The 26,822-nt window shown below is 72.8% G+C and carries 28 protein-coding genes; 16 read left to right on the top strand and 12 right to left on the bottom strand.

The features are described from left to right. Positions 1-1,773, bottom strand: coding sequence for a substrate-binding domain-containing protein (locus IE274_RS35760; protein ID WP_190120107.1), 1,773 nt, complete (start codon positions 1,771-1,773; stop codon positions 1-3). A 203-nt stretch (positions 1,774-1,976) separates the two neighbouring features. Between IE274_RS35760 and IE274_RS35755 the strand changes: the two genes are divergently transcribed. Further along, positions 1,977-2,777: a CPBP family intramembrane glutamic endopeptidase gene (locus IE274_RS35755; RefSeq protein WP_190120106.1), complete on the top strand. Its 801-nt coding sequence runs from the start codon at positions 1,977-1,979 to the stop codon at positions 2,775-2,777. Positions 2,778-2,884: 107 nt separating this feature from the next. Here the strand turns inward: IE274_RS35755 and IE274_RS35750 are convergent, their stop codons facing one another. Then, on the bottom strand, positions 2,885-3,712 hold the full coding sequence (locus tag IE274_RS35750; RefSeq protein ID WP_190120105.1) for a PhzF family phenazine biosynthesis protein: 828 nt from the start codon (positions 3,710-3,712) through the stop codon (positions 2,885-2,887). A gap of 217 nt (positions 3,713-3,929) precedes the next feature. Between IE274_RS35750 and IE274_RS35745 the strand changes: the two genes are divergently transcribed. Then, a complete protein-coding gene (locus tag IE274_RS35745) occupies positions 3,930-4,559 on the top strand; it encodes a PadR family transcriptional regulator (RefSeq protein WP_190120104.1) in 630 nt (209 codons plus the stop codon). A 97-nt stretch (positions 4,560-4,656) separates the two neighbouring features. On the opposite strand, the gene IE274_RS35740 is transcribed toward IE274_RS35745, so the two are convergent. Further along, positions 4,657-5,085, bottom strand: a complete 429-nt coding sequence (locus IE274_RS35740) for a type II toxin-antitoxin system Rv0910 family toxin (RefSeq protein WP_190120103.1) — start codon at positions 5,083-5,085, stop codon at positions 4,657-4,659. 154 nt (positions 5,086-5,239) lie between these two features. Between IE274_RS35740 and IE274_RS35735 the strand changes: the two genes are divergently transcribed. Beyond that, entirely contained in the window at positions 5,240-6,022 is a 783-nt protein-coding gene (locus tag IE274_RS35735; protein ID WP_190120102.1) for a putative protein N(5)-glutamine methyltransferase, read from the top strand. 64 nt (positions 6,023-6,086) lie between these two features. On the opposite strand, the gene IE274_RS35730 is transcribed toward IE274_RS35735, so the two are convergent. Then, on the bottom strand, positions 6,087-6,275 hold the full coding sequence (locus IE274_RS35730; protein ID WP_190120101.1) for a hypothetical protein: 189 nt from the start codon (positions 6,273-6,275) through the stop codon (positions 6,087-6,089). A gap of 198 nt (positions 6,276-6,473) precedes the next feature. On the opposite strand from IE274_RS35730, the gene IE274_RS35725 reads away from it, so the two are divergent. From IE274_RS35725 to IE274_RS35715, 3 genes are all read left to right on the top strand, one after another. Next, entirely contained in the window at positions 6,474-7,016 is a 543-nt protein-coding gene (locus IE274_RS35725) for a Clp protease N-terminal domain-containing protein (RefSeq protein WP_190120100.1), read from the top strand. A gap of 179 nt (positions 7,017-7,195) precedes the next feature. Next, positions 7,196-8,215, top strand: a complete 1,020-nt coding sequence (locus tag IE274_RS35720) for an EamA family transporter (protein WP_229910021.1) — start codon at positions 7,196-7,198, stop codon at positions 8,213-8,215. A 263-nt stretch (positions 8,216-8,478) separates the two neighbouring features. Then, positions 8,479-9,456: a DMT family transporter gene (locus IE274_RS35715; RefSeq protein WP_190120098.1), complete on the top strand. Its 978-nt coding sequence runs from the start codon at positions 8,479-8,481 to the stop codon at positions 9,454-9,456. Positions 9,457-9,654: 198 nt separating this feature from the next. On the opposite strand, the gene IE274_RS35710 is transcribed toward IE274_RS35715, so the two are convergent. Both IE274_RS35710 and IE274_RS35705 read right to left on the bottom strand, forming a co-directional pair. Further along, positions 9,655-10,299, bottom strand: coding sequence for an FMN-binding negative transcriptional regulator (locus IE274_RS35710; RefSeq protein WP_190120130.1), 645 nt, complete (start codon positions 10,297-10,299; stop codon positions 9,655-9,657). A 7-nt stretch (positions 10,300-10,306) separates the two neighbouring features. Continuing rightward, on the bottom strand, positions 10,307-11,008 hold the full coding sequence (locus IE274_RS35705; protein ID WP_229910020.1) for a pyridoxamine 5'-phosphate oxidase family protein: 702 nt from the start codon (positions 11,006-11,008) through the stop codon (positions 10,307-10,309). 107 nt (positions 11,009-11,115) lie between these two features. On the opposite strand from IE274_RS35705, the gene IE274_RS35700 reads away from it, so the two are divergent. Then, complete coding sequence (locus IE274_RS35700; RefSeq protein ID WP_190120096.1) at positions 11,116-12,447, top strand: aminotransferase class I/II-fold pyridoxal phosphate-dependent enzyme; 1,332 nt, start codon at positions 11,116-11,118, stop codon at positions 12,445-12,447. A gap of 116 nt (positions 12,448-12,563) precedes the next feature. On the opposite strand, the gene IE274_RS35695 is transcribed toward IE274_RS35700, so the two are convergent. Next, positions 12,564-13,613 carry a DMT family transporter gene (locus IE274_RS35695; RefSeq protein ID WP_190120095.1) on the bottom strand — a complete coding sequence of 350 codons (1,050 nt, stop codon included), beginning with the start codon at positions 13,611-13,613 and terminating at the stop codon, positions 12,564-12,566. Between the two features lie 74 nt (positions 13,614-13,687). Between IE274_RS35695 and IE274_RS35690 the strand changes: the two genes are divergently transcribed. Further along, positions 13,688-14,590: a LysR family transcriptional regulator gene (locus IE274_RS35690; protein WP_190120094.1), complete on the top strand. Its 903-nt coding sequence runs from the start codon at positions 13,688-13,690 to the stop codon at positions 14,588-14,590. 226 nt (positions 14,591-14,816) lie between these two features. Here the strand turns inward: IE274_RS35690 and IE274_RS35685 are convergent, their stop codons facing one another. Continuing rightward, entirely contained in the window at positions 14,817-15,284 is a 468-nt protein-coding gene (locus tag IE274_RS35685; protein WP_190120093.1) for a pyridoxamine 5'-phosphate oxidase family protein, read from the bottom strand. Between the two features lie 203 nt (positions 15,285-15,487). On the opposite strand from IE274_RS35685, the gene IE274_RS35680 reads away from it, so the two are divergent. Beyond that, entirely contained in the window at positions 15,488-16,132 is a 645-nt protein-coding gene (locus tag IE274_RS35680) for a cysteine hydrolase family protein (protein WP_190120092.1), read from the top strand. A gap of 117 nt (positions 16,133-16,249) precedes the next feature. On the opposite strand, the gene IE274_RS35675 is transcribed toward IE274_RS35680, so the two are convergent. Both IE274_RS35675 and IE274_RS35670 read right to left on the bottom strand, forming a co-directional pair. After that, the gene (locus tag IE274_RS35675) at positions 16,250-16,825 is read right to left on the bottom strand and encodes a Rieske (2Fe-2S) protein (RefSeq protein WP_190120091.1); all 576 of its coding nucleotides are present in this window, start codon (positions 16,823-16,825) and stop codon (positions 16,250-16,252) included. Between the two features lie 32 nt (positions 16,826-16,857). Continuing rightward, entirely contained in the window at positions 16,858-19,104 is a 2,247-nt protein-coding gene (locus IE274_RS35670; protein WP_190120090.1) for a S9 family peptidase, read from the bottom strand. A gap of 97 nt (positions 19,105-19,201) precedes the next feature. Here IE274_RS35670 and IE274_RS35665 point away from each other — a divergent pair, with 97 nt between their 5' ends. The 7 genes from IE274_RS35665 (at position 19,202) to IE274_RS35635 (ending at position 25,391) form a co-directional block, all read left to right on the top strand. After that, positions 19,202-19,978: a HipA family kinase gene (locus tag IE274_RS35665; RefSeq protein WP_190120089.1), complete on the top strand. Its 777-nt coding sequence runs from the start codon at positions 19,202-19,204 to the stop codon at positions 19,976-19,978. Next, on the top strand, positions 19,975-20,385 hold the full coding sequence (locus IE274_RS35660) for a DUF3037 domain-containing protein (RefSeq protein WP_190120088.1): 411 nt from the start codon (positions 19,975-19,977) through the stop codon (positions 20,383-20,385). The genes IE274_RS35665 and IE274_RS35660 overlap by 4 nt, the downstream gene beginning before the upstream one ends. A 191-nt stretch (positions 20,386-20,576) precedes the next feature. Next, on the top strand, positions 20,577-21,338 hold the full coding sequence (fabG, locus tag IE274_RS35655) for a 3-oxoacyl-ACP reductase FabG (RefSeq protein ID WP_190120087.1): 762 nt from the start codon (positions 20,577-20,579) through the stop codon (positions 21,336-21,338). 46 nt (positions 21,339-21,384) lie between these two features. Then, positions 21,385-22,140 (top strand): SDR family oxidoreductase, encoded by a 756-nt coding sequence (locus IE274_RS35650; protein ID WP_190120086.1) that lies wholly within the window; start codon positions 21,385-21,387, stop codon positions 22,138-22,140. A 172-nt stretch (positions 22,141-22,312) separates the two neighbouring features. Beyond that, entirely contained in the window at positions 22,313-23,899 is a 1,587-nt protein-coding gene (locus tag IE274_RS35645; RefSeq protein ID WP_190120085.1) for an ABC transporter substrate-binding protein, read from the top strand. A gap of 104 nt (positions 23,900-24,003) precedes the next feature. Beyond that, a complete protein-coding gene (ung, locus tag IE274_RS35640) occupies positions 24,004-24,687 on the top strand; it encodes a uracil-DNA glycosylase (RefSeq protein WP_190120084.1) in 684 nt (227 codons plus the stop codon). A gap of 209 nt (positions 24,688-24,896) precedes the next feature. Continuing rightward, entirely contained in the window at positions 24,897-25,391 is a 495-nt protein-coding gene (locus tag IE274_RS35635; RefSeq protein WP_190120083.1) for a hypothetical protein, read from the top strand. A gap of 44 nt (positions 25,392-25,435) precedes the next feature. Here IE274_RS35635 and IE274_RS35630 read toward each other — a convergent pair whose 3' ends face one another. Both IE274_RS35630 and IE274_RS35625 read right to left on the bottom strand, forming a co-directional pair. Further along, positions 25,436-25,957, bottom strand: a complete 522-nt coding sequence (locus IE274_RS35630) for a hypothetical protein (protein WP_229910019.1) — start codon at positions 25,955-25,957, stop codon at positions 25,436-25,438. Positions 25,958-26,169: 212 nt separating this feature from the next. Continuing rightward, positions 26,170-26,784 (bottom strand): TetR/AcrR family transcriptional regulator, encoded by a 615-nt coding sequence (locus tag IE274_RS35625; protein WP_190120082.1) that lies wholly within the window; start codon positions 26,782-26,784, stop codon positions 26,170-26,172. Between the last annotated feature and the right edge of the window lie 38 nt (positions 26,785-26,822).

Genomic DNA, 26,822 nt, shown 5'->3' with positions numbered 1-26,822 from the left:
TCACTGCTGTGTGCCCGCCTGCACGATCGCCTTCAGGATCACCGAGTGGATCTGGGCGGGGTCGTCGACCTCGTGGCCGGAGCCGCCCGTGGCCCGGGCGATCTGGTCGGCCTCCCGCTCGTCGGCGTCCGGGCCGACCGCGATGGCGATGATCGGCAGCGGCTTCTCGGGGTCGGCGAGGGCGCGCAGACGGGAGATCAGTTCGGCGCGCGAGATGCTGCCCGGGTCCTGGTTGACGCCGTCGGTGAGCAGGACGAGCGTGTTGAACTTGCCGCGCGAGTAGCCCTTGTGGGCCTTCTCGTACGCGGCCAGCGTCGTGTCGTACAGGCCGGTGGCCCCGCCGGGGACGGGCCGCAGCGCGCCGAACGCCTTGGTGAGGCGGTCGCGCTGGGTGCCGTCGCCCTTGCGGTCGCCGAGGCGGCCGGTGGGGACCAGCTCGCGGTAGTCGCGCGGGCCGTCGAGGCGGGTGGCGAACTCCCACAGGCCGATCTCGTCGTCGTCCGTGAAGCCCGCGAGGGCCTGGAGCAGGGCGGCCTTCGTGACGTCCATGCGGGACTCGCCGCGCCCCGGCACGAGCTGGCGCATCGAGTCCGAGGCGTCGACGACCGTGATGAACCGTGCGCTCTGCACCGTGATGGTCCACAGACCCAGGGTCTCCTGCACCGCCTTGTCGGAGGGCGCCTCGCCCGGCTCCTGCGCGTACGGCTGCGGGGTGCGCCCGCCCGCCGCCGTGACCAGGCCGGCCGAGGGCCGCTCCCCGTCCGTCCGGAACCCGTGCTCCGCGAGGATGCGCCGGCCCGGCTTCTCGCCGAACAGCGTCATGAAGCGCAGCGCCGCCCGGCTCTGGTCGGTGGAGAGCTCGTTCTCGCGGATCAGCGTGTACGGGTAGTCGAGGACCGGTGACCCGTCCTCGGGGTAGAAGAGGTCGAGGGCCTGCTGCTCGTCGGCCGCCGCGTTGTGCGCGAACGACGCCTGCTCGGAGAGGATCAGCGCCTCGTTGCGGCGGGGGTTGCCGCGCTCGGCGCTCGAGGAGTCGCGGGCCAGGGTGTCCAGGAGCCTGCCGTCGCTGTCGGACGTACGGGACGACAGAGACTTGGCCGTCGCGGCGGCCCGGGTGTCGGCGTCCTTGGCGTCGGACGCGCGCGCGGAGGCGCCCAGCTTGGTCAGGGCGAGCAGCCCGCTCGCGCTGCGCGCCGGGTCCGCCGCGCCGAGCCGCGGCGCGTCCGCGCGCGGCGACGCGCCCGCCAACTGGCTCCAGGTGTACGTCTTCCGGGGCCACCCCAGCTTCTCCGCGGCGGACTCCAGCATGCCGACACCGATCGGCGAGGAGGCGATGTTCCCCGCCGGGGACACCCGCGCCTGGCCGCCGCCGATCCCGGCGCGCTGCACCCACACCTTGGAGTCCGGCACCCACACGTCGTACCTGGCCTTCGAGCCGTCGCGGCGGAGCTCGTCGGCGACCTTGTACGGCTCGCGGGCGGTGACACGGATGTCCATGCAGTGGCCGTCCGAGGTGATGTCCCGCTCGCGCACGTGGTCGGCGGCGTCCTTGAGGGCGGGGGTCACGGCGGGTGCGGCGACGACGTCGAGGCGTACCGCGTCGTCGCGGCAGGAGTCGCCGAACGGCAGGAATCCGCCGCGGACCGCCACCGCCGCGCCCGCCGCGACGGCCAGGACGAGGGTCGTGACCAGGGCGACCGTGCGCCTACGAGCCCGTGGGCGTGGGTCGGCTGCCGCCGTCCTGCGCCCATCGGGCAAGCTGTGACGTCCCATGGCGGTGCTGCCCCTCCCCGTGCGATGAAGCTGCGACGAAGCAATGAAAAGCAACAAACAAGGATGAAAAGGACGAGGGGGACGGCACGCCACGGTCGGCGTCCGTCCCCCTCGGCCTGTCGCGCACGTGGTTCGTAAGTTCTTTCGAGACCCTAGCGGCACGGGGACGGGGATGAGGCGGGATTACTCAACTGGAGGCAGGAGTGCAAGCGGAGCCGGGGCCAATGGCCGGTTCTATTCCTGAGGCAGGGCCCTCGCGGCGGTTCCTGCGGGACGAGACGCTGCTCGTCCTGGCGCTGTCGCTGGGCGCCAGCGGAGTGTCCGCGCTGATCAGCTTTATCGGCTCGGTCACCAGGCCGGGCGGTCTGAAGGACCAGGCGGCAACCCTCAACTCGTCGGCCGCGCCGGGGCGGCCGTGGCTCGATCTCGCCTGGCAGCTGTTCGGCATCACGACGGCGCTCGTGCCGGTGGCCCTGGTTGCGCACTTCCTGCTGCGCGAGGGATCGGGCCTGCGCGGGATCGGCTTCGACCGGAGCCGCCCCTGGCCGGACCTCGGGCGGGGCACGGCGGTGGCCGCCGTCATCGGCTCCACCGGCATCGCGTTCTATCTGGCCGCCCGAGGGCTCGGCTTCAACCTCACGGTGGTGCCGGAGGACCTGCCCGACGTCTGGTGGAAGTACCCCGTCCTGGTCCTTTCGGCGCTGCAGAACTCCATCCTCGAGGAGGTGATCGTCGTCGGTTATCTGCTGCGCAGGCTGGACCAGTTGGGGTGGTCACCGACGAAGGCGCTGATCGGGAGTTCGGTGCTGCGGGGGTCGTACCACCTGTATCAGGGCATCGGCGGGTTCATCGGGAACATGGCGATGGGGGTGGTGTTCGTGTACCTGTACCGGCGGTGGGGCCGGGTCGGACCGCTCGTCGTCGCCCACTCGCTGCTCGATATCGGGGCGTTCGTGGGGTACGGGCTGCTCGCGGGGAAGGTGGGGTGGCTGCCGACGGCGTGACGAGCGGGGGCGGGGCGTGGCCCGCGGTGTGCGGTGAGGTTGCGCGCGGTGGGGGTGCGCGCCGCCGTCACGCCGCCTTCGTCACGCCGTAGGGATGCGTGCCCCTCTCACGCCAGCAGGTCGCCCTCGATGACCGTCACCGCGCGGCCGGTCAGGAGGGTGCGGTCGCCGCGGACGGCGGTCCGGACGCGGCCGGAGCGGGCGGAGGCCTGCAGTCCGGTCAGGTCGGTGCGGCCCAGGCGCCCGCTCCAGAACGGGGCGAGCGCGGTGTGCGCGCTGCCCGTCACGGGGTCCTCGTCGATCCCGACGCGCGGGAAGAAGCCGCGCGAGACGTAGTCGTACCCCCGGCCGGGATCCTCGGCGGGCGCGGTCGCGATGACGCCGCGCTCGGAGTGCTGGGCGAGGGCCCGGTGGTCCGGCGTGAGCGCGCGGACCGTCTTTTCGTCCGCCAGCTCGACCAGCAGGTCGCCCAGGTGCGGGCCTGTGTCGTACGCGGAGAGCGGCCGGGCGCCCAAGGCCTCGACCGCCGCCTCCGGCAGGTCGGCCGGGGTGAGCGGGGCCGTCGGGAAGTCGAGGGTGAGGGTGCCGTCGGCGTGGGCGGTGGCGCGGAGCACGCCCGCGCGGGTGGCGAAGCGCACGGGGCCGGTGGCGGCGCCCGTGGCGTGCAGGACGTGCGCCGTGGCCAGTGTGGCGTGGCCGCACAGGTCGACCTCGGTGGCGGGCGTGAACCAGCGCAGCGCCCAGTCCGCGTCGCCGCCTTCGGGCAGGGGGTGGGCGAAGGCCGTCTCGGCGTGATTGACCTCCATGGCCACGTGCTGGTGCCAGGCGTCGTCCCTGAACGCGTCGAGGAGTACGACCCCGGCCGGGTTGCCGGTGAACGGGCGGTCGGCGAAGGCGTCGACGATGCGGATCCGCGTCCGCGGTGGTGTGGTCATGGGTCGACGTTAGAAAGCCACCCGCAGCTGCCACCAAGGCCAATTCGCTTCGGCTGGACCTACTTGTGCCTCCTGGGCCTGGATGTGGACGTCTGTTGCGGCTGAGGGTTGCCGACCGAACAGTTCCGATATATCGTTGAAGCATCGCGACTGATCAACGATGTCGCGGAAGGTTCCGCACGGAACAACGAATGGAACGACGGAAGGACTGAACAACATGCGTTCCCACGGTTTTGAACACGAGCACAAGCACGGTCATGGACGCGGGCGCGGCCCGTTCGGACCCGGCCGCGAGGACCGGGGCGGCTTCGAGGGGCGGCGCGGCGCGTTCGGGCCCTTCGGTCCCGGATTCGGCGGCGGCGGCCCTTGGGGCGGCGGTCGCGGTGGCCGGGGCGGGCCCAGGGGCAGGGCGCGGCGCGGTGACGTACGCGCATCGATCCTGGCCCTCTTGAAGGACCGGCCGATGCACGGCTACGAGATGATCCAGGAGATCGCCGAGCGCAGCGGCGGGGCGTGGAAGCCCAGCCCCGGCTCGGTCTACCCGACCCTCCAGCTCCTGGAGGACGAGGGTCTGATCGCCAGCGAGAGCGAGGGCGGCAAGAAGCTCTTCGCGCTCACCGACGCCGGCCGCGAAGCGGCGGACGAGGGCCCGGACGCCCCCTGGGAAGAGGCCGGGCGCGGGGTCGACTTCGAGGCCCTTACCGAGATCCGGCAGGCCGGGTTCGGCCTGATGGAGGCGTTCGGCCAGGTCTGGAAGACCGGCTCCAAGGAGCAGCGGGAGAAGGCGCTCGCGGTCATCAACGACGCCCGCAAGAAGCTGTACCTGATCCTCGCCGATGAGGACTGACGCGGAGCGGGCTCGCCGCCCGCACCGCTGGTGAGGCGCCCCGCGCGTGCTGCGCGGGGCGCCTTGCTGTCGTGGTGCCCCCGGCGCGCGCGAACGGTCAGGTCACCAGGGCGCCCAGCTTGCGGAGCGACTCGTTCATGGCCGCCGTCGCCGAGTCCTTGAGCTTGCCCGCCATGAGGCTCACCGCGGCGCCGGTGAACTCGCCGTTCGCGCGGATCGTCGTCGCCTCGCCGTCCGGTTCGAGCGTGTAGCGGGTGCTGACGTCGACGCCCATCGGGCCCTTGCCCTTGATCGCGAAGACGCGGGCCGGCTCCAGCTCCACGATCGTCCAGGCGACCTCGGCCGGAAAGCCCATGAGCTTCATGTTCTCCGTGAAGGTGCCGCCCGTCTCCAGGGTGTCGGGGCCGCCCTTCGGGAAGCTGGTGTGCGTGGAACTCCACTGCGCGTACGCGGAGAAGTCGGTGAGCTGCGCCCAGACCTTCTCCGCCGGTGCCTCGATACGTGCCTCCGCGCTGACTTCGGCCATGCGGCCACCCCTTCTCGTCGGGTGCTGCGCCGGGCGCAGCCACGGTGTCGCGGAACGTATCCCCAGGCCCCGGAACATTCAATACTGATGGGTCGTCAGATCTGGCTGCCCGGGTAGGGTTGGCTTCTTTGCCCGGACCGCAGGAAGGCCCTTGATGCCCTGGTCAGCCCACTCCACCGTTGTCGAACGGCTGCGTGCCGCGGGCTGTGTGTTCGCCGAGGACGAGGCCGATCTGTTGCTCGCCGCGGCCGACGGCCCGGACGAGTTGGACGCCATGGTGGCGCGGCGGGTGAGCGGCCTTCCGCTGGAACACGTCGTCGGGTGGGCCGAGTTCGCGGGGCTCCGCGTCGCCGTCGACCCGGGCGTGTTCGTGCCGCGCCGCCGCACCGAGTTCCTGGTCCGCGAGGCGGCCTCGCTCGCCGGTCCCGGCGCCGTGGTCGTCGACCTGTGCTGCGGGTCGGGCGCGCTGGGCGCCGCGCTCGCCGCCGCCCTCGGCCGCGTCGAGCTGCACGCGGCCGACATCGATCCGGTCGCCGTGGCCTGCGCGCGCCGCAACGTCGGGGTCGCCGGAGGGCACGTCCACGAGGGCGACCTCTACGAAGCGTTGCCTGAGGGGCTGCGGGGGCGCGTCGACGTGCTGCTCGCCAACGTTCCGTACGTGCCCACGGAGGAAGTCGCCCTGCTGCCCGTCGAGGCGCGCGAGCACGAGGCGCGGGTGGCGCTCGACGGGGGTGCGGACGGGCTGGATGTGCTGCGGCGGGTGACCGCGGACGCGGCACGGTGGCTGGCGCCGGGCGGGCGGCTGCTGTTCGAGACGAGTGAGCGGCAGGTGCCAGCGGCGGTGAAGGTGGTCGGGGGCGCGGGGCTTGTGGCGAGCGTGGTCACGGATGAGGAGTTGTACGCGACCGTGGTGGTGGGGGAGCGGGCGGGGGTGTAGGCGTGGCCGGAAGGGCGTGGGTGCCCTCGGCCCGTACGGCCTGGTCCCCGGAACGCTTCCCCGCTCAGCCCACGTGCTGTATCACCGCCGCGTCGAAGAGGTCCAAGGCCCGCGGGAAGGGGCCCTCGTCGTGGCAGTGCCAGGCTTCCCAGAACAAGTCGGCGGGCAGCGCGTCCGCGGGGGCGTACACGCGGTACACGTACTGCCTGCCGTCGATGGCCAGGAGGGCGACCATCCAGCACCTGCTCTCCATGCCTCTGACAGACGAGCGCCGGTGCGTGGTGGTTGCGCACCCGGCGTGAAGCAAGGCGGCGCGCGCCCCATCTGCGAAAATAGCCAGAAGTCATCCGTAAGGAGGACAACCTATTCGGCCATGCCCAACCTGTGTCGGACACGGAAATGCTTCCCGCCGCCGATGCCGTGGTCCGCGGAGACTGATGGGGTGGGGGATGTGCAAAGCCGTACCCCCCAGGGCGTCGAACCCGGCCCGAACCGAGCAGACATCGAATCCAGCCTGAGCGCGGCGCTGGCCTCGGTGATGGCCGGTGCGCGCCGCCGGGCCGTGCGTGACGGGGACCGGCAGGTCGACACCGCGCATCTGCTGCACTCGCTCCTGGAGCAGGAGCCGCGGGTACGGGCCGTGTTCGACGGCGGCCCGCAGGTCGCGCGGCTGCTCGGCTATCTCGTCCAGCGCAGCATCGGCTACGGCCTGCAGTGGCAGGGCACCGTCGAGGACTCCGGAGCGGTGCCGCTGGTGGCGGCGGCCAAAGAAACGGTTCTTTCGCCCGCGGCCGCCGGTGCCATGGAGGCGGCCTCCGACCGCGCCACGCTGCGCGGCGAACCGCAGGCCGAGGGCGTCGATCTGCTCGCGGCCCTGGCCGCCGACACCGAGTGCCGGGCCGTCGAGGTGCTGCGGCGCGCGGGCGTCGACGTGGACGCGCTGCTGGTGCGGATCGAGAACGGGGCCGAGACGGGGTGCGAGTCCGGCTGGTGAGGTCGACGGCCCTGGTGAGGCCGCCGCCCGGTGAAGCCGATGGCCAGTGAGGCCGATGGCCAGTGAGGCCGACGTCCGCTCAGGTCGATGTCCGGTGACGACCGGACCCTCGGCGTCCGCCCGTTGAGACAGTGGTCAAAGAGGGTGACGGTCATGACGTCGCCTGTCATCATGTGCCGGTGCTCGGGTCTGAGAAGAAGTCACAGGGGAACCCGCAGGCGCGGGCGGAGCACGGGCGAGGGCTCGGTCTCGGCCTCGCGCTCCTTTCGGCGTTCGCGTTCGGCGGCTCCGGTGTCGCGGCCAAGCCGCTGATCGAGGCGGGCCTCGACCCGCTGCACGTGGTGTGGCTGCGGGTGGCGGGCGCCGCTCTGGTGATGCTGCCGATCGCCTGGCGCCGACGCGCGCTGGTGCGGCAACGGCCCGCGCTGCTCGCGGGCTTCGGACTGCTCGCCGTCGCCGGTGTGCAGGCCTGCTACTTCGCCTCGATCTCCCGCATCCCCGTCGGCGTGGCCCTGCTCATCGAGTACCTGGCGCCCGCCCTCGTCCTCGGCTGGGTGCGGTTCGTGCAGCGCAGGCCCGTCACCAAGGCCGCCGCGTTCGGCGTGATCCTCGCCGTCGGCGGACTCGCCTGTGTCGTCGAGGTGTGGTCGGGTCTGAGCTTCGACACCGTCGGACTGCTGCTCGCGCTCGGCGCCGCCTGCTGTCAGGTCGGCTACTTCGTCCTGTCCGACCAGGGCAGCGACGCGGGCGCCGAGGCCCCGGACCCGCTCGGCGTCATCGCGTACGGCCTGCTCGTCGGCACAGCCGTGCTCACCGTGATCGCGCGCCCCTGGGGCATGGACTGGCAGGTGCTCGCCGGGAGCGCCGACATGGACGGCTCGGCGGTGCCCGCCTGGGCCCTCATCGGCTGGATCGTGCTCGTCGCCACCGTCGTCGCGTACGTCACCGGGGTGGTGTCGGTGCGCAGGCTCTCGCCGCAGGTGGCGGGCGTCGTGGCGTGCCTCGAAGCGGTCATAGCGACCGTGCTCGCCTGGGTCATGCTCGGCGAACGGCTCTCGCCGCCGCAGCTCCTCGGGGGCGCCATCGTCCTGGTGGGCGCGTTCATCGCCCAGTCGTCGGCACCCGCGAAGCCGGAGGGCTCCGTGGTCCGCGTCTCAGACTCCGAAGAGGAGTTGTCGCCGAGCGGCAGCGCCGCCTAGGGTGGCGATCATGCACGCACGAGCGCTCGTCCTTCCGCCTCCCGCCGCTTAACGCGCGGGCCTCTCACGGATCACGCCCGGCCATCGGCCGGGTGGACGGTGCTGCCCGCAGACGCCGGTCCAGGACCTGCGTCACCGGGCCTCAACGCCCGCGCGTGATCGCGCACCCGCAGTTCTGTACGGGTGCCCGCGCGCCGGTGCGCCCGTGACGCGGTCTTCCTCCTGAACTTCTGCGGAGATTTCACGTGTCGAGCGTGTCAAGCATGTCGAACGCGGCCACCGCGTCGACCGATTCACCTGCTGTGTCCGGACTGTCCGTCGGGCGCGGCCTCCTGTATCTGGGCATCGCCGGTGCCGCCTGGGGCACCGCCGGTGCCGCCGCGTCGCTGGTCTTCTCGGACAGCGACATGGGGCCCGTCGCCCTCTCCTTCTGGCGCTGCGCCGGAGGTTTTCTGCTGCTGCTCGGCGCACGGCTCGCGCGGCCGCGCCGGGCCGCGCGCTCCGGGGTCGGCTTGCCGCGCCGCCGCCGGGCGCTGCGCGTCACCGTCGTCGGCGTGGCCCTCGCCGTCTTCCAGACCGCCTACTTCGCGGCCGTGGAGGCGACCGGGCTCGCGGTCGGCACCGTCGTCACGCTCGGCGCGGGGCCCGTCCTCATCGCGCTCGGCGCCCGCCTCACCCTGGGGGAGCGGCTCGGGGTCGGCGGGAGCTGCGCGGTGGGCGGCGCGCTCGCCGGACTCGGCGTGCTGTTCGTCGGCGGCGGGGACGCCGCCGTGCGTCCCTGGGGCGTCGCCTGCGCGCTGGTGTCGGCCGCCGGGTACGCCGTCATGACGCTGCTGACCCGGTGGTGGGGGCGCGACGGCGGGACGGACTCCGCCGGCGACACCATGGGGGCCTTCGCCGTCGTGTCGGTGTGCCTGCTGCCGCTCGCCGTGGCCGAGGGCCTCGTGCCGCACACGGCCGAACCCGCGCGCGTACTGGGCTGCTTGCTCTACATCGCCGCCGTGCCGACGGCCCTCGCGTACGCGCTGTACTTCGCCGGGGCGGCCGTCGTCCGTTCCGCGACCGTCTCCGTGATCATGCTTCTGGAGCCGGTGAGCGCGGCCGTCATCGCCGTCGCCCTGCTCGGCGAGGAGCTGAACACGGCGACCGTGGCGGGCACGCTCCTGATGCTCGCGGCGGTCACGGGGCTCGCGTGGACGGAGGCGCGGGGGGCCGCGCGGGGAGGAGCTGTGACGGGGTGAGTGGGCCGGGCGCCGCCTGAGTTGCGGGCGGCGCCCGGTGGCGGCGGGGCGTGCGGCTCCGGCTTTCCCGGCCGACTTCGGCTCTTCCGGCGGACATCGGGCTTCCCGTCGGACCTCGGCCGTCCTGTCCGGCCTCGGCCTCGGCCTTGCCGTCCGCCTTCGGCCCGTCCGGCGCCGCCGTGTCCCGTCCGGCTCCGGCTACTTCGCCGCGCGACCGTCCAACTGGTGGGCCAGCGCGGCCGCGTCGTGCGGGCCGCCCCGCTCCTTGAGGCCCGCCGCTATGCGGTCCTGCACCTCCAGCGGCTTGTGGTGGGCGTACTTGAACTTCGCCTGTACGTCGACGACGTCGAGGGACACCCCTCGGATGCCGGTGAGGAGCCTGCCGAACGGCTCCTCGCCCACGGCCGTCGGCGCCGAGCCACCGTCCGGCTGGAAGTGGCCGACCTGGCGGTTCAGGAGCTCGGCCTTCTCGGCGGGGTCGTCCACGATCCGGGCGGTGCAGTGGAGCTGGACGGCGGCGTAGAAGCTGGTCGGCACGCCGTGCTCGGGCGGGACGTCCGGGGCGGAGCCCCACGGTCCCGGCACGAAGACGTAGTCGTCGACCACGCTCAGGACGACGTCCGGGTTCGCCTCGAGCGCCGCCCACAGCGGGTTCGGGCGCGCCAGGTGGAGCAGGACGCGGCCGCGCGGGCCGGAGTCGGCGTCGTACACGAAGTGCGTCGGCTGGATGTGGGGCGGCTCGCCGCGCAGGCCGTTCACGGCGAGCTGTCCGAAGTCGTGCTGGGCCAGCCACCGTTGCCACTCGGCGTCGGAGGCCGGTGCGTCCCAGGGGTGGACCAGCAGCACCATGTCAGACCTCGAGCAGGTAGTCGGGCACGTCGATGCCCGGGGCGAGGTCGTCGGACGGGATGACGGGGTCGTAGCCCTTGCGCAGCGGGACGACACCGGACCAGTAGGGGAGGTCCATGTCCTCCGGCTCGTCGTTCGGCGCGCCCGTGCGCATCTTCGCCGACACCTCGTCGAGGTCGAGGTACAGCACGGCGGTCGCGGCCAGCTCCTTGGTGTTGGCGGGGCGGGAGTCGGCGGCGCGGCCCGGCACGACGTGGTCGACGAGGGCGTCCAGCGCGGTGCGCTTCTCCTCGGGGTCCGTGACCTGCCGGGCGATGCCGTGCACCACCACGGAGCGGTAGTTGATGGAGTGGTGGAAGGCCGAGCGGGCCAGTACGAGACCGTCGACATGGGTGACCGTCAGGCACACCGGAAGGCCCGGATCCGCCTCGGCCTCCGGAGCGGCACCCGCCATCCGCAGGGGCCGCGACCCCGTCGAGCCGTGCACGTAGAGCCGCTCGCCGACGCGGCCGTACAGCGTCGGCAGCACGATGGGGGCGCCGTCGCGCACGAAGCCGAGGTGGCAGACGTAGGTCTCGTCGAGTATCGCGTGCACCAAGGCGCGGTCGTACGCCGCGCGCTCGCGGGACCGCGTGGGGACGGTGCGGTCGGTCGGGGTGTAGGGGGCGCTGTCCGGTGTGGCCGGCTGCGTCGTCGTCTCCATGGCCTTCTCCATCGCTTCGCGGGGTCCTGCGGGTCTGGCTGCGTCGTGCCGAACCCTGCTGACTCTACTGGTTGCCAGGGTCATTGCACTAGTGCATAATGAACTTTGTGCTAGGAGACTATCCGATCGAAGGGCGCGGCGCAGCCGAGATCGCGTCGAGCGTCGAGCGCGCGGTGAGCGGCGGTGCGCTGGAGCCGGGCCAATCGCTGCCTCCGATGCGGGAGTTGGCGGTTCAGTTGGGCGTCAATCCCAATACGGTCGCGGCCGCGTATCGCACGCTGCGTGAGCGCGGGGTCATCGAGACGGCGGGGCGGCGTGGCAGTCGCGTCCGCAGCAAGCCCGCCACGACGGCCCGCGACTACAGCCGCCTCGACGTGCCACCCGGTGTGCGCGACGTGGCGAGCGGCAATCCGGACACGGCCCTGCTGCCGCCCCTCGCCGAGGCCTTCGCGGCGGCCGCGAAGCAGGCGGACCGGGCTCCCGCTCTGTACGGGGAGGCGCCGGTGGTGCCGGAGTTCGGGCGGCTCGCGCGCGCGGCGCTGGACGCGGACGGGGTGCCGGACGGGCCGATCGCGCTCACGTCCGGGGCGCTCGACGCCATCGAGCGGGTGCTCACCGTGCGCCTCAAGATGGGCGACGCCGTGGCCGTCGAGGACCCGGGCTGGGGGAGCGTGCTCGACCTCGTGTCCGGGCTCGGGTTCCGGCCGGTGCCGGTGCCGGTGGACGACGACGGACCGCTGCCCGACGGCGTGGAGCGGGCGCTGCGCTCCGGCGCGCGGGCACTGGTCGTCACGGGTCGTGCCCAGAACCCGACCGGCGCTGCCATCAGCGCCGCACGCGCGCGTGCCGTGCGCGACGTCCTGGCCGCGCACCAGGAGACGCTGGTCGTCGAGGACGATCACGGCCACGGCATCGTCGACCTGCCGCTGCACACCCTGACGGGCGTCACGCACGCGTGGGCCTTCGTCCGCTCCACCGCCAAGGCTTACGGCCCGGACCTGCGGCTCGCCGTGCTCACCGGGGACCCGGAGACGGTCGACCGGGTGCAGGGGCGGATCCGGTTCGGCCCCGGCTGGGTCAGCAAGGTGCTCCAGCGGGCCGTCGCGCGCCTGTGGGAGGGCGGGGCGGTGGACGCACGCGAGGTGGCGGCGGCGTACGGCCGCAGACGGGACGCGCTGATCGACGCGCTCGCCGCGCGCGGCGTCACGGCCCACGGCCGCAGCGGGATGAACGTGTGGGTGCCGGTGCCCGACGAGACCGGCGTGGTCGCGAGCCTGCTGCACGCGGGCTGGGCGGTGTCGCCGGGGGCTCGGTACCGGCTCGATTCGCCCCCGGGGGTGCGGATCACCGTCTCCACCTTGTCGGGTGAGGACATCGAGGCGGTGGCCGACGCGGTCGCGGCGGCGGTCGGGCCGGTGCCCGCGCGGAGGTATGGCTGAGGGGGAGGTGGGCTGAGGGCGGGGGCGTCGCCTCGGGTGCGGCTGCTTCCCAGGGGTGCGCTGTGTTGCCGGGTGCGCGCCGCGGACCCGGGGCCTGCTGCGAACCCCCGGGCGCGCTACGAACTCCGGGGTGCGCGGCCCCGTGCCCTGGACTGGGTGAGTGCCGCGCCCGCCAGGATGACGACGGCCCCGACCGGTGTCGTCCAGGTCAGCGACTCGCCGAGCACCGCGACGCCCGCCGCCGTCGCGATGACGGGGATGAAGTACGTGACCATCTGGGCCATCGTCGGGCCGACCTCGGCGACGATGCCGTACTGGATGAGCAACGCGATGCCCGTGCCGAGCGCGCCCAGGGCGACGATCGCGAGCAGCGGCACCACCGGGAGGTGGGTCGGCATGGACGTGAACAGGGGCGTCACGACGGCGAGTTCAAGGGTGGCCAGGAGCAGTTGCGTGCCCGTCAGGGCGAGGTTCGAGTGGCCGGAGCCCGCCAGCGTGCGGCGTACGTAGATCCAGCCGATCGGATAGCTCAGCGAGGCGAGCAGCGCCATGGCCGTGCCGCGCGGCTCCAGGTCGCTGAAGCCCTGCCAGGCGCCGAGCACCGTGAGCACCCCGACGAAGCCGAGCGCGAGCCCAGCGACCCGGCGCCGCGTCGGGCGGTCCTCGGAGAGCGCGGCGAGCGAAAGGACCATGCCCCACAGCGGCGACGTCGCGTTGCAGATCCCCGCCAGCGTCGACGGGATCGTCAGCTCGGCGTAGGCGAAGAGGGAGAACGGCAGGGCGTTGAGCAGCAGCGCCGCCACCGCCAGATGCGCCCAGGTGCGCGGCGAGCGGGGCAGCCGCTCGCGCTTGACGATCAGGACGGCCGCGACCACCGCCGTGCCGAAGAAGAGCCGCCCGAAGGTGACCTGGAACGGTGCGTACCCCTCCGTGCCGACCTTGATCAGGAGAAAGCTGAAGCCCCAGATCAGGGACAGGACGGCGAAGCGCACGCGCCAGTCGAAGGCGCGGCGCCCGCCCGCCCGTGTGGCGGAGTCCGCGGCGGAGGTCGCGGACCTGACGGGCTTCGTGGACCCGGTGCGCGTGCCGGGTGTGGTGCGGGGGTCCGACGGTGCGGTCGGCTCGGAGGCGGAGGTCGGCGCGGAAGGGGCCGCGGAGGTGCTCATGCAAGCCACCCTGGGGCATTCAACGTCTTAGTACAAGCGAGATTTATTGCCCGATATCGCGTAGCATTGCTTACATGTTGAACCTGGAGCGCCTGCGGACCCTCGACGCCCTCGCGCGGCACGGCTCGGTGAGCGGCGCCGCGGCGGGTCTGCATGTCACCACGTCCGCCGTCTCCCAGCAGATGACCAAGCTGGAGCGGGAGGTGGGTCAGCAGCTGCTCGCGAAGAACGGCCGGGGTGTGCGCCTCACCGACGCCGGACGGCTGCTCGCCGAGCACGCGGCGCGCATCCTGTCCCAGGTCGAGCTGGCCCAGTCGGACCTGGAGCGGCAGCGCGGCCAGGCGGTCGGGGAGCTGCGGATCTCCGCCTTCCCGACGGCGATGCGCGGGCTGCTTCCGGCCGCTCTGTCGTCCCTGCGCGTGCGCCACCCCGGCCTGCGCGTCGGCGCCCAGGAGCTGGAGCCCCAGCAGGGGGTCAACGGCGTGGTGCGCGGCGACCTCGACCTGGCGGTGGTCCTGGACTGGTACAACAAGCCGCTGCCGGTGCCCGACGGCCTGATGAAGGCGCCGCTCATCGACGACCCGGCGGACGTCGCGATGCCGGTCGCCCACCCGATGGCCGACTGCGCGGAGGTGGACCTGGAGGACTTCGCCGACGACGAGTGGATCACGTGGGCGGACGGCGAGTTCTGCCACGAGTGGCTGATGTTCACGCTGCGTGCGAAGGGCTTCGAGCCGCGCATCGGGCACCGCGCGGAGGAGCACCACACGCAGCTCGCGCTGGTCGCCGCCGGGCTCGGGGTCTGCGTGGCGCCGCGGCTCGGCCGTGACCCGATGCCGCCGGGCGTGCGCACGGTGCCGGTGCGGCACCGGGTGCGGCGGCATGTGTATGTGGTGTGGCGCGCGGACGCCGACCGGCGGCCGTCGATCCGGGCGGCGGTGGAGGCGTTGCGGGTGGCGGGGGCCGGGTTGGGGTGATGGGGGAGTCGGTGTGGTGGGCGGGGCCGGTCGGGGTGGCTTGAGGTCGGCCCGCGGCCCGGGGCTGGCGTGCGGTCGGCGCAAGCGGGCGCCGACGTGCGGTCGGCCAGGGCGACGGCAACCGCGGCGACGGCTGGGGCGCTTCGGCGCCGCGGCGAGCGTGCGTGCCAGGCGTCGCGACGCCGCGCCGACCCACGCGACGCCGCGCCGACCCATCGGACACGCCCTAAGGCTGCGCCAGCTTCCGGAAGTCCCAGGACGCGATCGCGTCCGGCGTCAGCCGCAGCCACGCGTGCCTGCCGTCGTGCACCATCTCCTCCAGGCCGAAGTTCTTGCGGGCGAACAGGCGCTCCGGCACGTCGAGTTCGGGGCACGGCTCCCCGGTGCGCGGCGACTCGCCGACGAACTCCGCGGTGCCCGTCAGCTCCACGCCGCGCAACTCCCCGTACTGCTCACCGGCGTCGACGACCACGGCGAGCCGCGGGTCGCGGCGCAGCTCCGCCCAGCGCTTGCTGCGCGTGATCGAGTACAGCCACAGGGACGTGCCGTCCCACGCGAACCACAACGCGCTGACGTGCGGGGCGCCGTCGGCGGACACCGTCGCCACCCGGCAGGTGCGTTCGGCGGCGAGGAAAGCGTCCAGCTCGCCCGGCGTCATCATGATCCGGCGACCGCGCCGCTGTGTGGTGGCCATGCGTCGTCCTCCCCTTGCCGCTGCGCCCAGTCGGCCCACGGGCCCGGCACAGAACTGACTGACCGTCAGAGAAGCATGAGGCGTCTTCCGCCGTGACGCAATGCCGGTTAACCTCCCGCGCACCGCGATCACCCGCCTGCGGGGAGCCGATGCCCGGCAGGCGCGCGGCACCGACCGGCCCGTGGCCCGCGACAGGGGGAAGCATGCCGTCGTACGCACAGCTCAGGGAGATCGTCGACCCCGCAAGCACCGTCCTGATGACCGTCGAGTGCCAACAGGGCGTCGTCGGGACCGACAGCGCGCTGCCCGAACTCGCCAAGGAGGCACGCTCGTCCGGCGCGCTCACCAACGTCGCCCGGCTGGTGAAGGCCGCCCACCTCGGCGGCGTCCAGGTGCTGCACGCCGTCGCCGAACGCCGCCCCGACGGACGCGGCGCCAACCGCAACGCACGGCTCTTCCGCGCCGCCGAACGGCTGCCTGTGCAGCAGCTCTCCGGCACCACGGCCGTGCGGATCGCGGCGCCGATCGAGGTCGCCGAGGAGGACTTCGTCGTACGCCGCCTGCACGGCCTGTCGCCGATCGCGGGCACCGACGTCGACGCGCTGCTGCGCAATCTGGGCTGCCGCACGCTCGTCGTGACCGGTGTCTCGGCCAACGTGGCGATACCGAACGCCGTCTTCGACGCGGTGAACCTCGGCTACACCGCTGTCGTGCCCGCCGACGCCATCGCGGGCGTCCCTGCCGACTACACGCCCGCGCTGGTCAGCAACACCCTCGCCCTGGTCGCCACGGTCACCTCGACGGAGGAGGTCCTGGGCGCGTGGCAAGGGCCGCGCCGCTCCGGGTAGTCCCGGCTCGGTGCGGCCCGTGGCCCGACGGCGTGGCGGGCGCTGGTCGCGCACGGCGGGGCGGGCCGCCGTGCGCGCCGACCCGTCTCCCGCGTCGGGCCGGTTCGAGGTCCCGCGTCAGGCCAGCTTGATGGAGTCGCCCTCGACGGTGATCTTCGCCGCGGGCAGCGGCTTCGGCGCCGGGTCCTGCTGCACGCTGCCGTCGGTGATGTCGAACTTGCTGCCGTGACAGGGGCAGTTGATGGTGCCGCCCTCGACGCTCGTCACGGCGCACCCCTTGTGCGTGCAGCGGTTCGAGAAGGCCTTGAACTCGCCCTTCTTCGGCTGGGTGACCACCACTTCCTCGTCCTTGAAGATCTTGCCGCCGCCCACCGGGATGTCCGCCGTCTTGGCCAGCACGGCGCCGCCGGCGCCGCCGTCCTCCTCGTTCTCCGAGGCGTCACCGGCCTCCCCGGCCGGTTCCGACGACCCCTTGTCGTCCTCCGAGCCGCAGGCGACGAGCGCGGTGACCAGGCCCACGGCGCCCACCGCGGTGACGACGGTGCGACGGGTGGGGCTGGGGGAGCGGGTGGGGTTCGGGGAGGTGCTCAGGCAGAGGCCCGAGGAGCGTGCGGCGAGGGCTGTGGTGGGGCTGTCCGCCGTCGGCAGGTGCTGCTCGGCGGTTTCGGCCCTGTCTTCCCTGGAAGCAGTCATGCCGGATGGTACGGACGGCGGCGCGGAGTTGTTCAGCCGTTCAAGGACCTTTTCAGGAAGTCGAGCTCCAGATTCAGCAGATTGGCCGCAACGTCCTCCTGGGCCACCAGATGGCTCGCCCCGGGCAGCGGCAGGACCGTGTGCGGTCGCCCCGCCGCGAGCAGCGCCGACGACAGGCGGAGCGTGTGCACCGGCAGGACGTTGTCGTCGGACAGGCCGTGGGCCAGCAGCAACGGACGCGACAGACGGTGCGCGTGCGCCAGCAGGGAGCAGCGTTCGTAGTGCTCGGGCTGGACGTCCGGGTGCCCGAGGAAACGCTCCTTCCAGTACGTGTCGTACAGCCGCAGGTCCGAGGGTGCCGCCCCGGCCACCGCCGCGTGGAAGACATCCGGCCGGTGCAGCACCGCGCCCGCCGCGAGATAGCCGCCGAAGGACCAGCCACGGATGCCCACCCGCTCCAGGTCAAGGTCCGGAAACAGCTCGGCCGCGGCGCGCACCGCGGCCACCTGGTCGTCGAGGACGGGCGTCAACTGATCGCCGTGCACCGCGTGTTCCCAGGCCGGCCCGCGCCCCGGCGTGCCCCGCCCGTCTGCGATCAGCACCGCGAAGCCCTGCTCGGCGAACCACTGGGCGACGACCGTCCACCACGCGCGCGCGTGCACCACGAGTTGCAGCGAGGGCCCCGAGTACGGGCACAGCAGCACCGGCAGCTTCCCGGAGCCCTGCTCGTGCCACGACGGCAGGAACAGCGCGCCGCGCAACTCGCGTTCCCCGAGGGTGAGATGACGGGGCTTCGGGGTCAGGACGGGCTCTTCGGAGAGCACCGCTATCTGTCCCACGGGCTGCCCGGTGCGCAGCACTGTCACCGTGTGGCCGTCCGGCGTCCGGCTGTCGAGGACCACGGTGTCGCCGCCGATGGCGGCAGTGTGCACGCCGGGGCCCTGGCTGAGGCGCACCGGGGCGGACTTGCTGGACTCACCGTCCACGGTCAACGACCAGACGTGCACCTCCGTAGGCTCGTCCGACGCGGTGAACCAGACCCGCCCGCCCCCGACAGCGAGCACCGCGCGTACATGCAGCCCCGGCGGCGTCTCCGTGTCCCCCACGCGCACACCCGCCGTGTCGGCGTCGACGAGTCGGTGCAGCACGGGCGTGCCGTTCGCAAGCCGGGCCGGGGTGCCCGGTACGAGGCCGAGCCACGGGCTCTCGTGCTGCTGGTCGACCAGGCGGCACTCGCCGCTCCCCGGGTCCAGCGCCAGGACGGACACGGAGCGCTGATCACGGGTCTGGAGCGTGACCAGGGGGCTGTGCGCGTCCCAGGACGCCCGCAGGACGTAGTCGAACGCGGCGTCTGTCCACGCGGCCGCGTCGCGATTCCCTGAGCGCGCCGAGTGGTCTGAGTGTTTCGAGCAGTTCGAGGACACCGCGTGCGCCGACGGGTGCTCCGATGCCTTCGACGGCGTACGGACAGCAACGCGCGAGCTGTCCGTACGCAGGATGTGCAGGCTCGTCTCCGCGTTGTCGGTGCCCGCCGCCGGGTAGGGCACCGAGCGCGGCGGCTGCTCCGGACGGGCCGGGTCGGAGAGCCACCAGCGCTGCACGCGCGCGGTGTCCACGCGCGCGACGAGAAGGGCGTCGCCGTCCGGCGACCACCAGAACGCCCGGTGCCGGTCCATGGATTCGGCGGCGACATGGTCGGCGAGCCCGTACGTCACCTCGTCGCCCTCGGGCTCGGCGAGCGCCCGGTCGCCCGTGCCGTCGGCGCCCACCACGCGCAGGGCGCCCCCGGTGACGTACGCGATGAGCGAGCCGTCGGGCGAGGGGCGGGGGTCGACCACGGGGCCCGGGGTGCCGATCCGGCGCGGCGCGCCGCAGTCCGTGCGGACCGTCCACAGGGCACCGGACACCGCGAAGGCGACCACGCGCGCGTGGTCGTCGGTGGCGAACGACACGACTCCTTGGGACGCCTCCCGCGCGCGTTCCCTGCGGACCCGCTCGGCCTCGGGCACCGGCCCGGCGGCGCCAAGGGCGAGCGGATCCGCGAGCATCCGCTCGACGCCGCGCTCGCCCCCGCTGCCATCCCCCACCCCGCCCCCGACCTCGTACAGCCACAACCTGCTGACCGGATCGTCGCCCGCCGTCGAGCGCACGAAGAGCACACGGGTGCCGTCCCGCGACACGGTGAAGCCGCGCGGCACCCCGAAGGCGTAGCGGTGCGTGCGGGCGAACTGGGCCGGGAGTTCAGAGGCGAACTGGGCCGGGAGTTCAGAGGAGTTCATGGAGTGACTGTAGACACCACCGAGGCGGGGAGGCGGGGGGCGGGCGAGGGCCCGGGGGAGCGGCCGGAGTGCCGGACCCCGGCAGTAACCTGGGGCAATGCTCACCGAAGTCACCGCCGTCCGGTACGTCACGCCGCTGCGTGAGGGCGGATCGCTGCCCGGACTCGTCGAGACCGACGACGGCCGCGGCGCCTACGAGACGTACGTCATGAAGTTCACGGGCGCGGGCCAGGGCCGCAAGACGCTCGTCGCCGAGGTGATCTGCGGGCGGCTCGCGCACCGCCTCGGGCTGCGCGTGCCGGGGCTCGCGGGCATCCGGCTCGACCCGGTCCTCGGCCTCGGCGAGCCGGACCAGGAGGTGCAGCAGCTCCTGAAGTCCAGCGGCGGGCTCAACCTGGGCATGGACTATCTGCCGGGCGCCCTCGGCTTCGACCCGCTGGCCTTCGAGGTGGACCCGCTGGAGGCCGGGCGCGTCATCTGGTTCGACGCGCTGATCAACAACGTGGACCGCTCCTGGCGCAACCCGAACCTCCTGGTGTGGCACGGCGACGTCTGGCTCATCGACCACGGCGCGAGCATGATCTGGCACCACAACTGGCCGACGGCCCGGGCCGCCGCCACCAAGCCGTACGACGCCTCGGACCACGTCCTCGCCCGCTACGCCCCCGACGTCGCCGCGGCCGCCGCCGACCTCGCCCCCCGGGTCACCGCGGACCTCCTCGCCGAGGTGACCGCCGACGTGCCCGACGTCTGGCTGGCCGACGAGGCAGGCTTCGACACCCCCGACGAGGTGCGGCACGCGTACGCCGAAACGCTGCTCCCGCGCGCGGAGAGCATCCACGAACGCATCACCCTGGAAGGCGCCGCGAAGTGAGCGAGACGACCGAGCCGAACGGCGCCCCCGCGCGGGACGTCTTCGAGTACGCGCTGCTGCGTGTCGTGCCGCGCGTGGAGCGCGGTGAGCAGTTCAACGCGGGCGTGGTGCTCTACTGCCGCGCCAAGTCCTACGTGGCCGCCCGCACGCACCTGGACGAGGCGAAGCTGCGCGCCCTGGACCCGGAGGCCGACGCGGCGGGCGTGCGCACGGCGCTGCGGGCCGTCGAGGGCGTCTGCCGGGGCGGTGCCGCGGCCGGGCAGGCGGCGGGCGACGACGCGGGGCGGCGGTTCCGCTGGCTGATCGCGCCGCGCTCCACCGTCGTCCAGCCGGGACCGGTGCACACGGGCCTCACCGCGGACCCCGAGGCCGAGGTGGAGCGCCTCGTGGAGCTGCTGGTGCGCTAGCGGTTCCGGGCCTGGGGGAGACGTAATGAGTCACAGTGGCCTGAGGGCCGTTGACACCGGGTGCCAGGGCTTCTAGCGTCTCGTCTGCTGAAGGTACTAAGCGGTCGCTCACCTGGGAGTGCGCCGCGGCACCCACCTCCAGAAGATCCGCACGGCATGAGAGCCGCACCCCAAGGGCGAGGAGAGCCAGCATGTCCACCACTGAGCAGCGCGTCGCGGTCGTGACCGGAGCAGCGCGAGGCATCGGCGCGGCGACCGCCGTCCGGCTCGCCGCCGAGGGCCGCGCCGTCGCCGTGATCGACCTCGACGAGGCCGCCTGCAAGGACACCGTCGCGCAGATCACCGCCGCCGGTGGCAAGGCGATCGCCGTGGGCTGCGACGTGGCCGACGAGGCCCAGGTCGAGGCCGCCGTCACCCGGATCGCGGCGGAGCTCGGCGCGCCCACGATCCTGGTCAACAACGCGGGCGTGCTGCGCGACAACCTGCTCTTCAAGATGAGCGCCACCGACTGGGACACGGTCATGAACGTGCACCTGCGCGGCGCCTTCCTGATGTCCCGCGCCTGTCAGGCGCACATGGTGGACGCGGGCTTCGGCCGCATCGTCAACCTCTCCAGCTCCTCCGCGCTGGGCAACCGCGGCCAGGTGAACTACGCGGCGGCCAAGGCGGGCATGCAGGGCTTCACCAAGACGCTCGCCAAGGAGCTCGGCAAGTTCGGCATCACCGCCAACTCCGTGGCGCCCGGCTTCATCGTCACCGAGATGACCAAGTCCACCGCCGAGCGCGTCGGCATGGGCTTCGAGGACTTCCAGGCCGCGGCCGCCACCCAGATCCCGGTGCAGCGCGTCGGCAGGCCGGAGGACATCGCCAACGCCATCGCCTTCTTCACCGGCGACGCGGCCGGTTTTGTGTCCGGGCAGGTCATGTACGTGGCCGGCGGCCCGCTGAACTAGCGCCCCGCCCGACAAGCACAAGACCTAGCGCAAAGGACCAGGACAGATGGCAGTGCAGGACAGCGGCAAGGCGGCGCTCATCACCGGGGCGAGCCGCGGCATCGGGTACGGCATCGCGGAGGCGCTGGTCGCCCGCGGCGACCGCGTGTGCATCACCGGACGCAACGAGGACGCGCTCAAGGAGGCCGTGGAGAAGCTCGGCGCCGACCGCGTCATCGGCGTCGCGGGCAAGGCCCACGACGAGGCCCACCAGGCGGTCGCCGTGGAGCGCGCCATGGAGGCGTTCGGCCGCGTCGACTTCCTCATCAACAACGCCGGTACGAACCCGGTGTTCGGGCCGATGGCCGACATGGACCTGAACGTGGCCCGCAAGGTCTTCGAGACGAACGTGATCTCCGCGCTCGGCTTCGCCCAGCTCACCTGGAAGGCATGGCAGAGCGAGCACGGCGGCGCGATCGTCAACATCGCCTCCATCGCGGGCGTCGCGCCCTCCCCGTTCATCGGGGCGTACGGCATGAGCAAGGCCGCCATGGTCAATCTGACCCTGCAGCTCGCGCACGAGTTCGCGCCGAAGGTGCGGGTCAACGCCATCGCTCCGGCCGTGGTGAAGACCAAGTTCGCGCAGGCGCTCTACGAGGGCCGCGAGGAGGAGGCCGCCGCGGCCTACCCGCTCGGCCGTCTCGGCGTGCCGTCCGACATCGGCGGCGCGGCCGCGTTCCTGACCTCTGAGCAGTCCGACTGGATCACCGGTCAGACGCTTCAGGTCGACGGCGGCATGTTCCTCAACGCGGGCGTCGGCTGACGCGATCGGGCGTTCCCCGACAGAACCGGAGGAACCCCCGGGAAAGCCCGGATTGACGTACGTACGTGACGTTCTCACGCATGAAGTGCCCCGCCGGTGAGCCGGGTTGGTACGGCGGGGCACTGCGGTATGGTCTGCCGATCCATGGCACGGCAGACCGAGGAGCGTGCACGTGTTCAGAAGAGTTCACCCGCGTTGTCTGCGGCCGGTCACGCTGCTCGCGTCCCTTTCCCTCGTCGCCGGCTGCGGCGTGCTGTCCTCCGAGGGTTCGGACGGCGGGGACGCCATCACGGTCGGTACGACGAGCGCGCCGAGCACCCTCGATCCCGCGGCGGCGTACGACGGCTCCTGGGAGCTGTACCGGAACATCTTCCAGACGCTCCTGAGCTTCCCGTCCGGCGCCACCGAGCCCCAGCCTGACGCGGCCGAGCGCTGTCGGTTCACGGACGACAGCAGCATGGTCTACACGTGTACGTTGCGCGCCGGGCTGAAGTTCTCCGACGGCCACGAGCTGGACGCGCGGGCCGTGAAGTACTCCTTCGACCGGATGCGGCGCATCGACGTCAAGGGCGGTCCGGCCGGACTTCTGGGCGCGCTGCGGACCGTGCAGACCAAGGGGGACCGGACTGTCGTCTTCCGGCTGCGCAAGCCCGACGCCACATTCCCGTTCGTCCTCGCCACCCCCGCCATGTCGATCGTCGACCCCCGCGAGTACCCGGCCGACAAAATACGCGAGGGCGACGAGATCAACGGCTCCGGGCCGTACTCCCTCAAGAGCTACCAGCCCGGTGACCGGGCCGAACTCACCAAGAACAGCCACTACGAAGGCGCGGCCGACCGCAAGAACGACGCCGTGACCATCCGCTACTTCCGCGACTCCGACGCCATGGTCGAGGCGCTGCGCGACAAGGACCTCGACGTCACCTTCCGCGGCCTCGCGGCCCGGGACGTCGTGGCGCAGCAGGGCCCGGACAAGGCGAGCGACATCCGGCTCGTCGAGGGCGCCGGGACCGAGATCCGCTACCTGGTCTTCAACCCCAAGGACCCGTGGGCCCGCAAGCCCGCCGTGCGCAAGGCGTTCGCCCAGGTGATCGACCGCGGCGCGCTCGCCCACAAGATCTACAAGGACACCGTGGAGCCGCTGTACTCGATGGTCCCGCGCGGTGTCACCGGGCACGGCACGGGCTTCTTCGACGCCTACGGCAACCCGAGCGTGACCAAGGCGCGGCGGATCCTGACGGCGGCGGGCATCACCGAGCGCGTCCCGCTGAACCTCTGGTACACCACCGACCGCTACGGCTCGGCCACCGCTCCGGAGTTCGCCGAGATCAAGCGGCAGCTGGAGGCCTCGGGCCTGTTCAAGGTCACGATCAAGGGCAAGCCGTGGAAGGAGTTCGACGCGGCCTACAAGCGGGGCGAGTACCCGGTCTTCGGGCGCGGCTGGTTCCCGGACTTCCCGGACGCGGACAACTTCATCGCGCCCTTCGTGGGCGCGCGCAACGTCCACAACATCCCCTACCTGTCGCCGGAGGTCACCGACGAGCTGCTGCCGCGCTCGCGCCGCGAGGCCGACCGGAGCAACGTCGTGGACCAGTTCGAGCGCGCCCAGCGGATCCTCGTCGACGACGTGCGGCTGCTGCCGCTGTGGCAGGGCAAGCAGTACGTCATGGCGAGCGAGGAGATCTCGGGTGCCGAGCGGGCCCTCGACCCCTCGGCGATCATGATGATGTGGGAGCTGGGGCGCAAGACGAGCTGGTAGGCGACGGCCCCGGGGCGCGGGGCGGGGCCCGGGGGCGATGGATTGTCAGTGGCCGCCGGTAGGTTCTGTGGTGCAGAACTGAACGCACCCCGGAGGTTGTTGACGTGACCGACATCGCCATGCTGCCCGCGTCCTGGCGCGGAGTCCTCGGCGAGGAACTGCAGAAGCCCTACTTCAAGGAGCTCACCGAGTTCGTCGAGGAGGAGCGTGCGAAGGGGCCGGTCTTCCCGCCGCGCGACGAGGTGTTCGCCGCGCTGGAGGCGACACCCTTCGACCGGGTGAAGGTCCTCGTCCTCGGCCAGGACCCTTACCACGGTGAGGGCCAGGGCCACGGCCTGTGCTTCTCGGTCCGCCCCGGAGTGAAGACCCCGCCCTCGCTGCGGAACATCTACAAGGAGCTGAAGGAGGAGCTCGGCCACCCGGTGCCGGACAACGGCTATCTGATGCCGTGGGCCCAGCAGGGCGTGCTGCTCCTGAACGCGGTCCTGACGGTCCGCTCCGGCGAGGCCAACTCCCACAAGGGCAAGGGCTGGGAGAAGTTCACCGACGCGGTGATCCGCGCGGTGGCCGAGCGCCCGGATCCGGCGGTGTTCGTCCTGTGGGGCAACTACGCCCAGAAGAAGCTGCCCCTCATCGACACGGAGCGGCACGTCGTGGTCAAGGGCGCGCACCCCTCGCCGCTGTCCGCGAAGAAGTTCTTCGGCTCCCGGCCCTTCACCCAGATCGACGAGGCGGTGGCGGCCCAGGGGCACGAGTCCATCGACTGGCGCATCCCCGACCTGGGCTGAGCAGGCGGGAGCGCCCCGCGTCGCACCGCGCCTGACCGCGATTGTCAGTGGTGGCCGCTAGCGTCGGAACCGACTCGTGGGGCCGGTGGCCGGACACCGGCCGACGGCCCCACGGCTGACGAACGACCGACGGATCGACTGACACGACGGACCTGCCGCGGGGCCCCGCCCGGCTCGCGGCACGTCCGGCGGACGCGGAGGGCGACGCGGTGGCGGAGCGGCAGGAACAGACAACGGACGACGAAGACGCCGTGATGACCCGCATCGGGCAGGCGGTCATGCTCCAGCACGCGGGCGACCGCGAGGAGGCGCGGACCCGATTCCTCGTGCTCTGGTCGGAGATCGGCGAGGAGGGCGACGCCCTGCACCGCTGCACCCTCGCGCACTACATGGCCGACACCCAGGACGACCCGGCGGACGAACTCGCCTGGGACCTCAGGGCGTTGTCGGCGGCGCACGAGCTGACGGACGAACGCGTCGGCGCCCACCACCAGTCCCTCGCGGTGCGTGGCTTCTACCCCTCGCTGCACCTCAACCTGGCCGCGGACTATGTGAAGCTCGCCCGCCCGGCCGCGGCCCGCAGCCACCTGCGCCTCGCGCGCGGCGCGGTGGGCGCACTCGGCGACGACGGCTACGGGGACGGCATCAGGGCGGCGCTCGACCGGTTGGAGGCGCAGGTGGGGGAGGGGGCGGTGGAGGAGTAGCGGTCGAGCCGGGGGTCCGTGGGCTCACCCTGCCCCACCCGGCCTCAACGCCCGTACGCCGCCCGGCAGATGGCCGCCTCCGGGCTGTCCGGCTCCCAGCCCCCGTGCGTCCGGCCGAGCGCGCACAGGTCGACCTCGACGCGGGCGCGCGGCGGCGGGTCGGAGCGGGGTGACTTCTCGTCGTGGCGGGGGTGGTCCTGGTGCCGTCCGTCGTGGCGGTGCGGGGGCGGGTCCGAGCGCCCTCGGCGCTTGTCGCGACTGCGGGCGTCGTCGTCACCGGTGGGCGAGGGCGAGGTGGTCGAGGGCCGGTCCGACGGGGTGGCCTTCGCCCGCGGGGAGGCGGTACGGGACGGGGTGGCCGCCGGGCCGCCGCGCTCCAGCGAGTCGCGGGCCGGGGCCTGCACCGCCCGCGGCGGCCGGGCCGAGGGCGTCCGGGCGGGCGTCGACGGGCCCGCCGACACCGAGCCCCGACCGGCCGTCCGCTCCACCCCCGTGCACCCGGAGAGAGCCAGCACGGCCACGGCCGCGGACACGAGAAGCACCGAGGTGGTCGTCGATCGCTGCACCCGCGCCACTCTGCTGCCCCCGGCGTGCCCCGGGGCGACGAACGAACCCGCATGCCCCGCACGGGTGACACCGGCGCACGCCATCGCCCGCTTCGTGAGCAGCTAAGCCGCCCTGCGTCGTGAGCCAGGGCGCCCTGCGTCGTGAGCCAGGCCGCCCCGCTTGGCGAGCCAAGCCACCCCGTGTCGTCGGCTAGGCGGCCCCGCTCCGTGGGCTAAGCCGCCCCGCCCGCGCCCCCGTCGAGCATCCCCCGCAGCAACTCCCCGAACCCCTCCCGCAGTTCGTCCACCGTCGGCGCGGCCGCGTGGTACGAACCCGCGACGCACGAGAACATCATGCCGTCGCACCACGCCACCAGCGACAACGTGTGCCGCTCCGGGTCCTTGGAGCCCGCGGCGACCATCAGTTCGCGCAGCGGCTCGCGGAACTGGGCGCCCGCCGAGTCGTAGTACGACCGCAGTTCGGGGCGGCGGGTGGCCTCCAGGGCCAGTTCGTAGCGGGACAGGAGCAGGCCGCGGTGGTCGTCGCCGGTGAGGAAGCGGTGCAGGGCGACGGCGAGTCCGGAGATCAGGGTGTCGCGGTCACCTGCCGGGTCCGGCAGTTCGCTCGGCGTGAGGACGTCGTTCTCGCGCTCGGCCTGGCGGCGGACCGCGGCCTCCAGGAGGGCCAGCCGGGTGCGGGCGTGGTTCGACGTCGACCCCGGGGGGAGCCCCGCCGCCTCGTCGACGGCCCGGTGGGTGAGGCCGCGCATGCCGCGCTCGGTGAGCAGTGACAGGGCGGTGTCGGCGATGAGTTCGGTGCGGGCTGTCCCCGTGGCACGTACAGGCATGTGGCCCAGCCTACCGTCTGTACTACAGATGTAGTAGC

Origin of the sequence: Streptomyces flavofungini (assembly GCF_014650815.1) — a bacterium.
Classification (GTDB): domain Bacteria; phylum Actinomycetota; class Actinomycetes; order Streptomycetales; family Streptomycetaceae; genus Streptomyces; species Streptomyces flavofungini.
The sequence above is the reverse complement of the archived record's forward strand: the minus strand, read 5'-3'. Positions and strand labels throughout refer to the sequence as shown.

What these genes read in the sequence shown, in the direction of transcription:
- IE274_RS35735 (WP_190120102.1), top strand. Translation starts at nt 5,240, where the DNA reads ATGCCCTGGTCAGCCCACTCCACCGTTGTCGAACGGCTGCGTGCCGCG.
- IE274_RS35625 (WP_190120082.1), bottom strand. Translation starts at nt 26,784, where the DNA reads ATGCCTGTACGTGCCACGGGGACAGCCCGCACCGAACTCATCGCCGAC.
- IE274_RS35730 (WP_190120101.1), bottom strand. Translation starts at nt 6,275, where the DNA reads ATGGAGAGCAGGTGCTGGATGGTCGCCCTCCTGGCCATCGACGGCAGG.
- IE274_RS35675 (WP_190120091.1), bottom strand. Translation starts at nt 16,825, where the DNA reads ATGACTGCTTCCAGGGAAGACAGGGCCGAAACCGCCGAGCAGCACCTG.
- IE274_RS35685 (WP_190120093.1), bottom strand. Translation starts at nt 15,284, where the DNA reads ATGGCCACCACACAGCGGCGCGGTCGCCGGATCATGATGACGCCGGGC.
- IE274_RS35760 (WP_190120107.1), bottom strand. Translation starts at nt 1,773, where the DNA reads ATGGGACGTCACAGCTTGCCCGATGGGCGCAGGACGGCGGCAGCCGAC.
- IE274_RS35750 (WP_190120105.1), bottom strand. Translation starts at nt 3,712, where the DNA reads ATGACCACACCACCGCGGACGCGGATCCGCATCGTCGACGCCTTCGCC.
- IE274_RS35715 (WP_190120098.1), top strand. Translation starts at nt 8,479, where the DNA reads ATGTCGAACGCGGCCACCGCGTCGACCGATTCACCTGCTGTGTCCGGA.
- IE274_RS35740 (WP_190120103.1), bottom strand. Translation starts at nt 5,085, where the DNA reads ATGGCCGAAGTCAGCGCGGAGGCACGTATCGAGGCACCGGCGGAGAAG.
- IE274_RS35705 (WP_229910020.1), bottom strand. Translation starts at nt 11,008, where the DNA reads ATGGAGACGACGACGCAGCCGGCCACACCGGACAGCGCCCCCTACACC.
- IE274_RS35650 (WP_190120086.1), top strand. Translation starts at nt 21,385, where the DNA reads ATGGCAGTGCAGGACAGCGGCAAGGCGGCGCTCATCACCGGGGCGAGC.
- IE274_RS35665 (WP_190120089.1), top strand. Translation starts at nt 19,202, where the DNA reads ATGCTCACCGAAGTCACCGCCGTCCGGTACGTCACGCCGCTGCGTGAG.
- IE274_RS35670 (WP_190120090.1), bottom strand. Translation starts at nt 19,104, where the DNA reads ATGAACTCCTCTGAACTCCCGGCCCAGTTCGCCTCTGAACTCCCGGCC.
- IE274_RS35690 (WP_190120094.1), top strand. Translation starts at nt 13,688, where the DNA reads ATGTTGAACCTGGAGCGCCTGCGGACCCTCGACGCCCTCGCGCGGCAC.
- IE274_RS35745 (WP_190120104.1), top strand. Translation starts at nt 3,930, where the DNA reads ATGCGTTCCCACGGTTTTGAACACGAGCACAAGCACGGTCATGGACGC.
- IE274_RS35680 (WP_190120092.1), top strand. Translation starts at nt 15,488, where the DNA reads ATGCCGTCGTACGCACAGCTCAGGGAGATCGTCGACCCCGCAAGCACC.
- fabG (WP_190120087.1), top strand. Translation starts at nt 20,577, where the DNA reads ATGTCCACCACTGAGCAGCGCGTCGCGGTCGTGACCGGAGCAGCGCGA.
- IE274_RS35695 (WP_190120095.1), bottom strand. Translation starts at nt 13,613, where the DNA reads ATGAGCACCTCCGCGGCCCCTTCCGCGCCGACCTCCGCCTCCGAGCCG.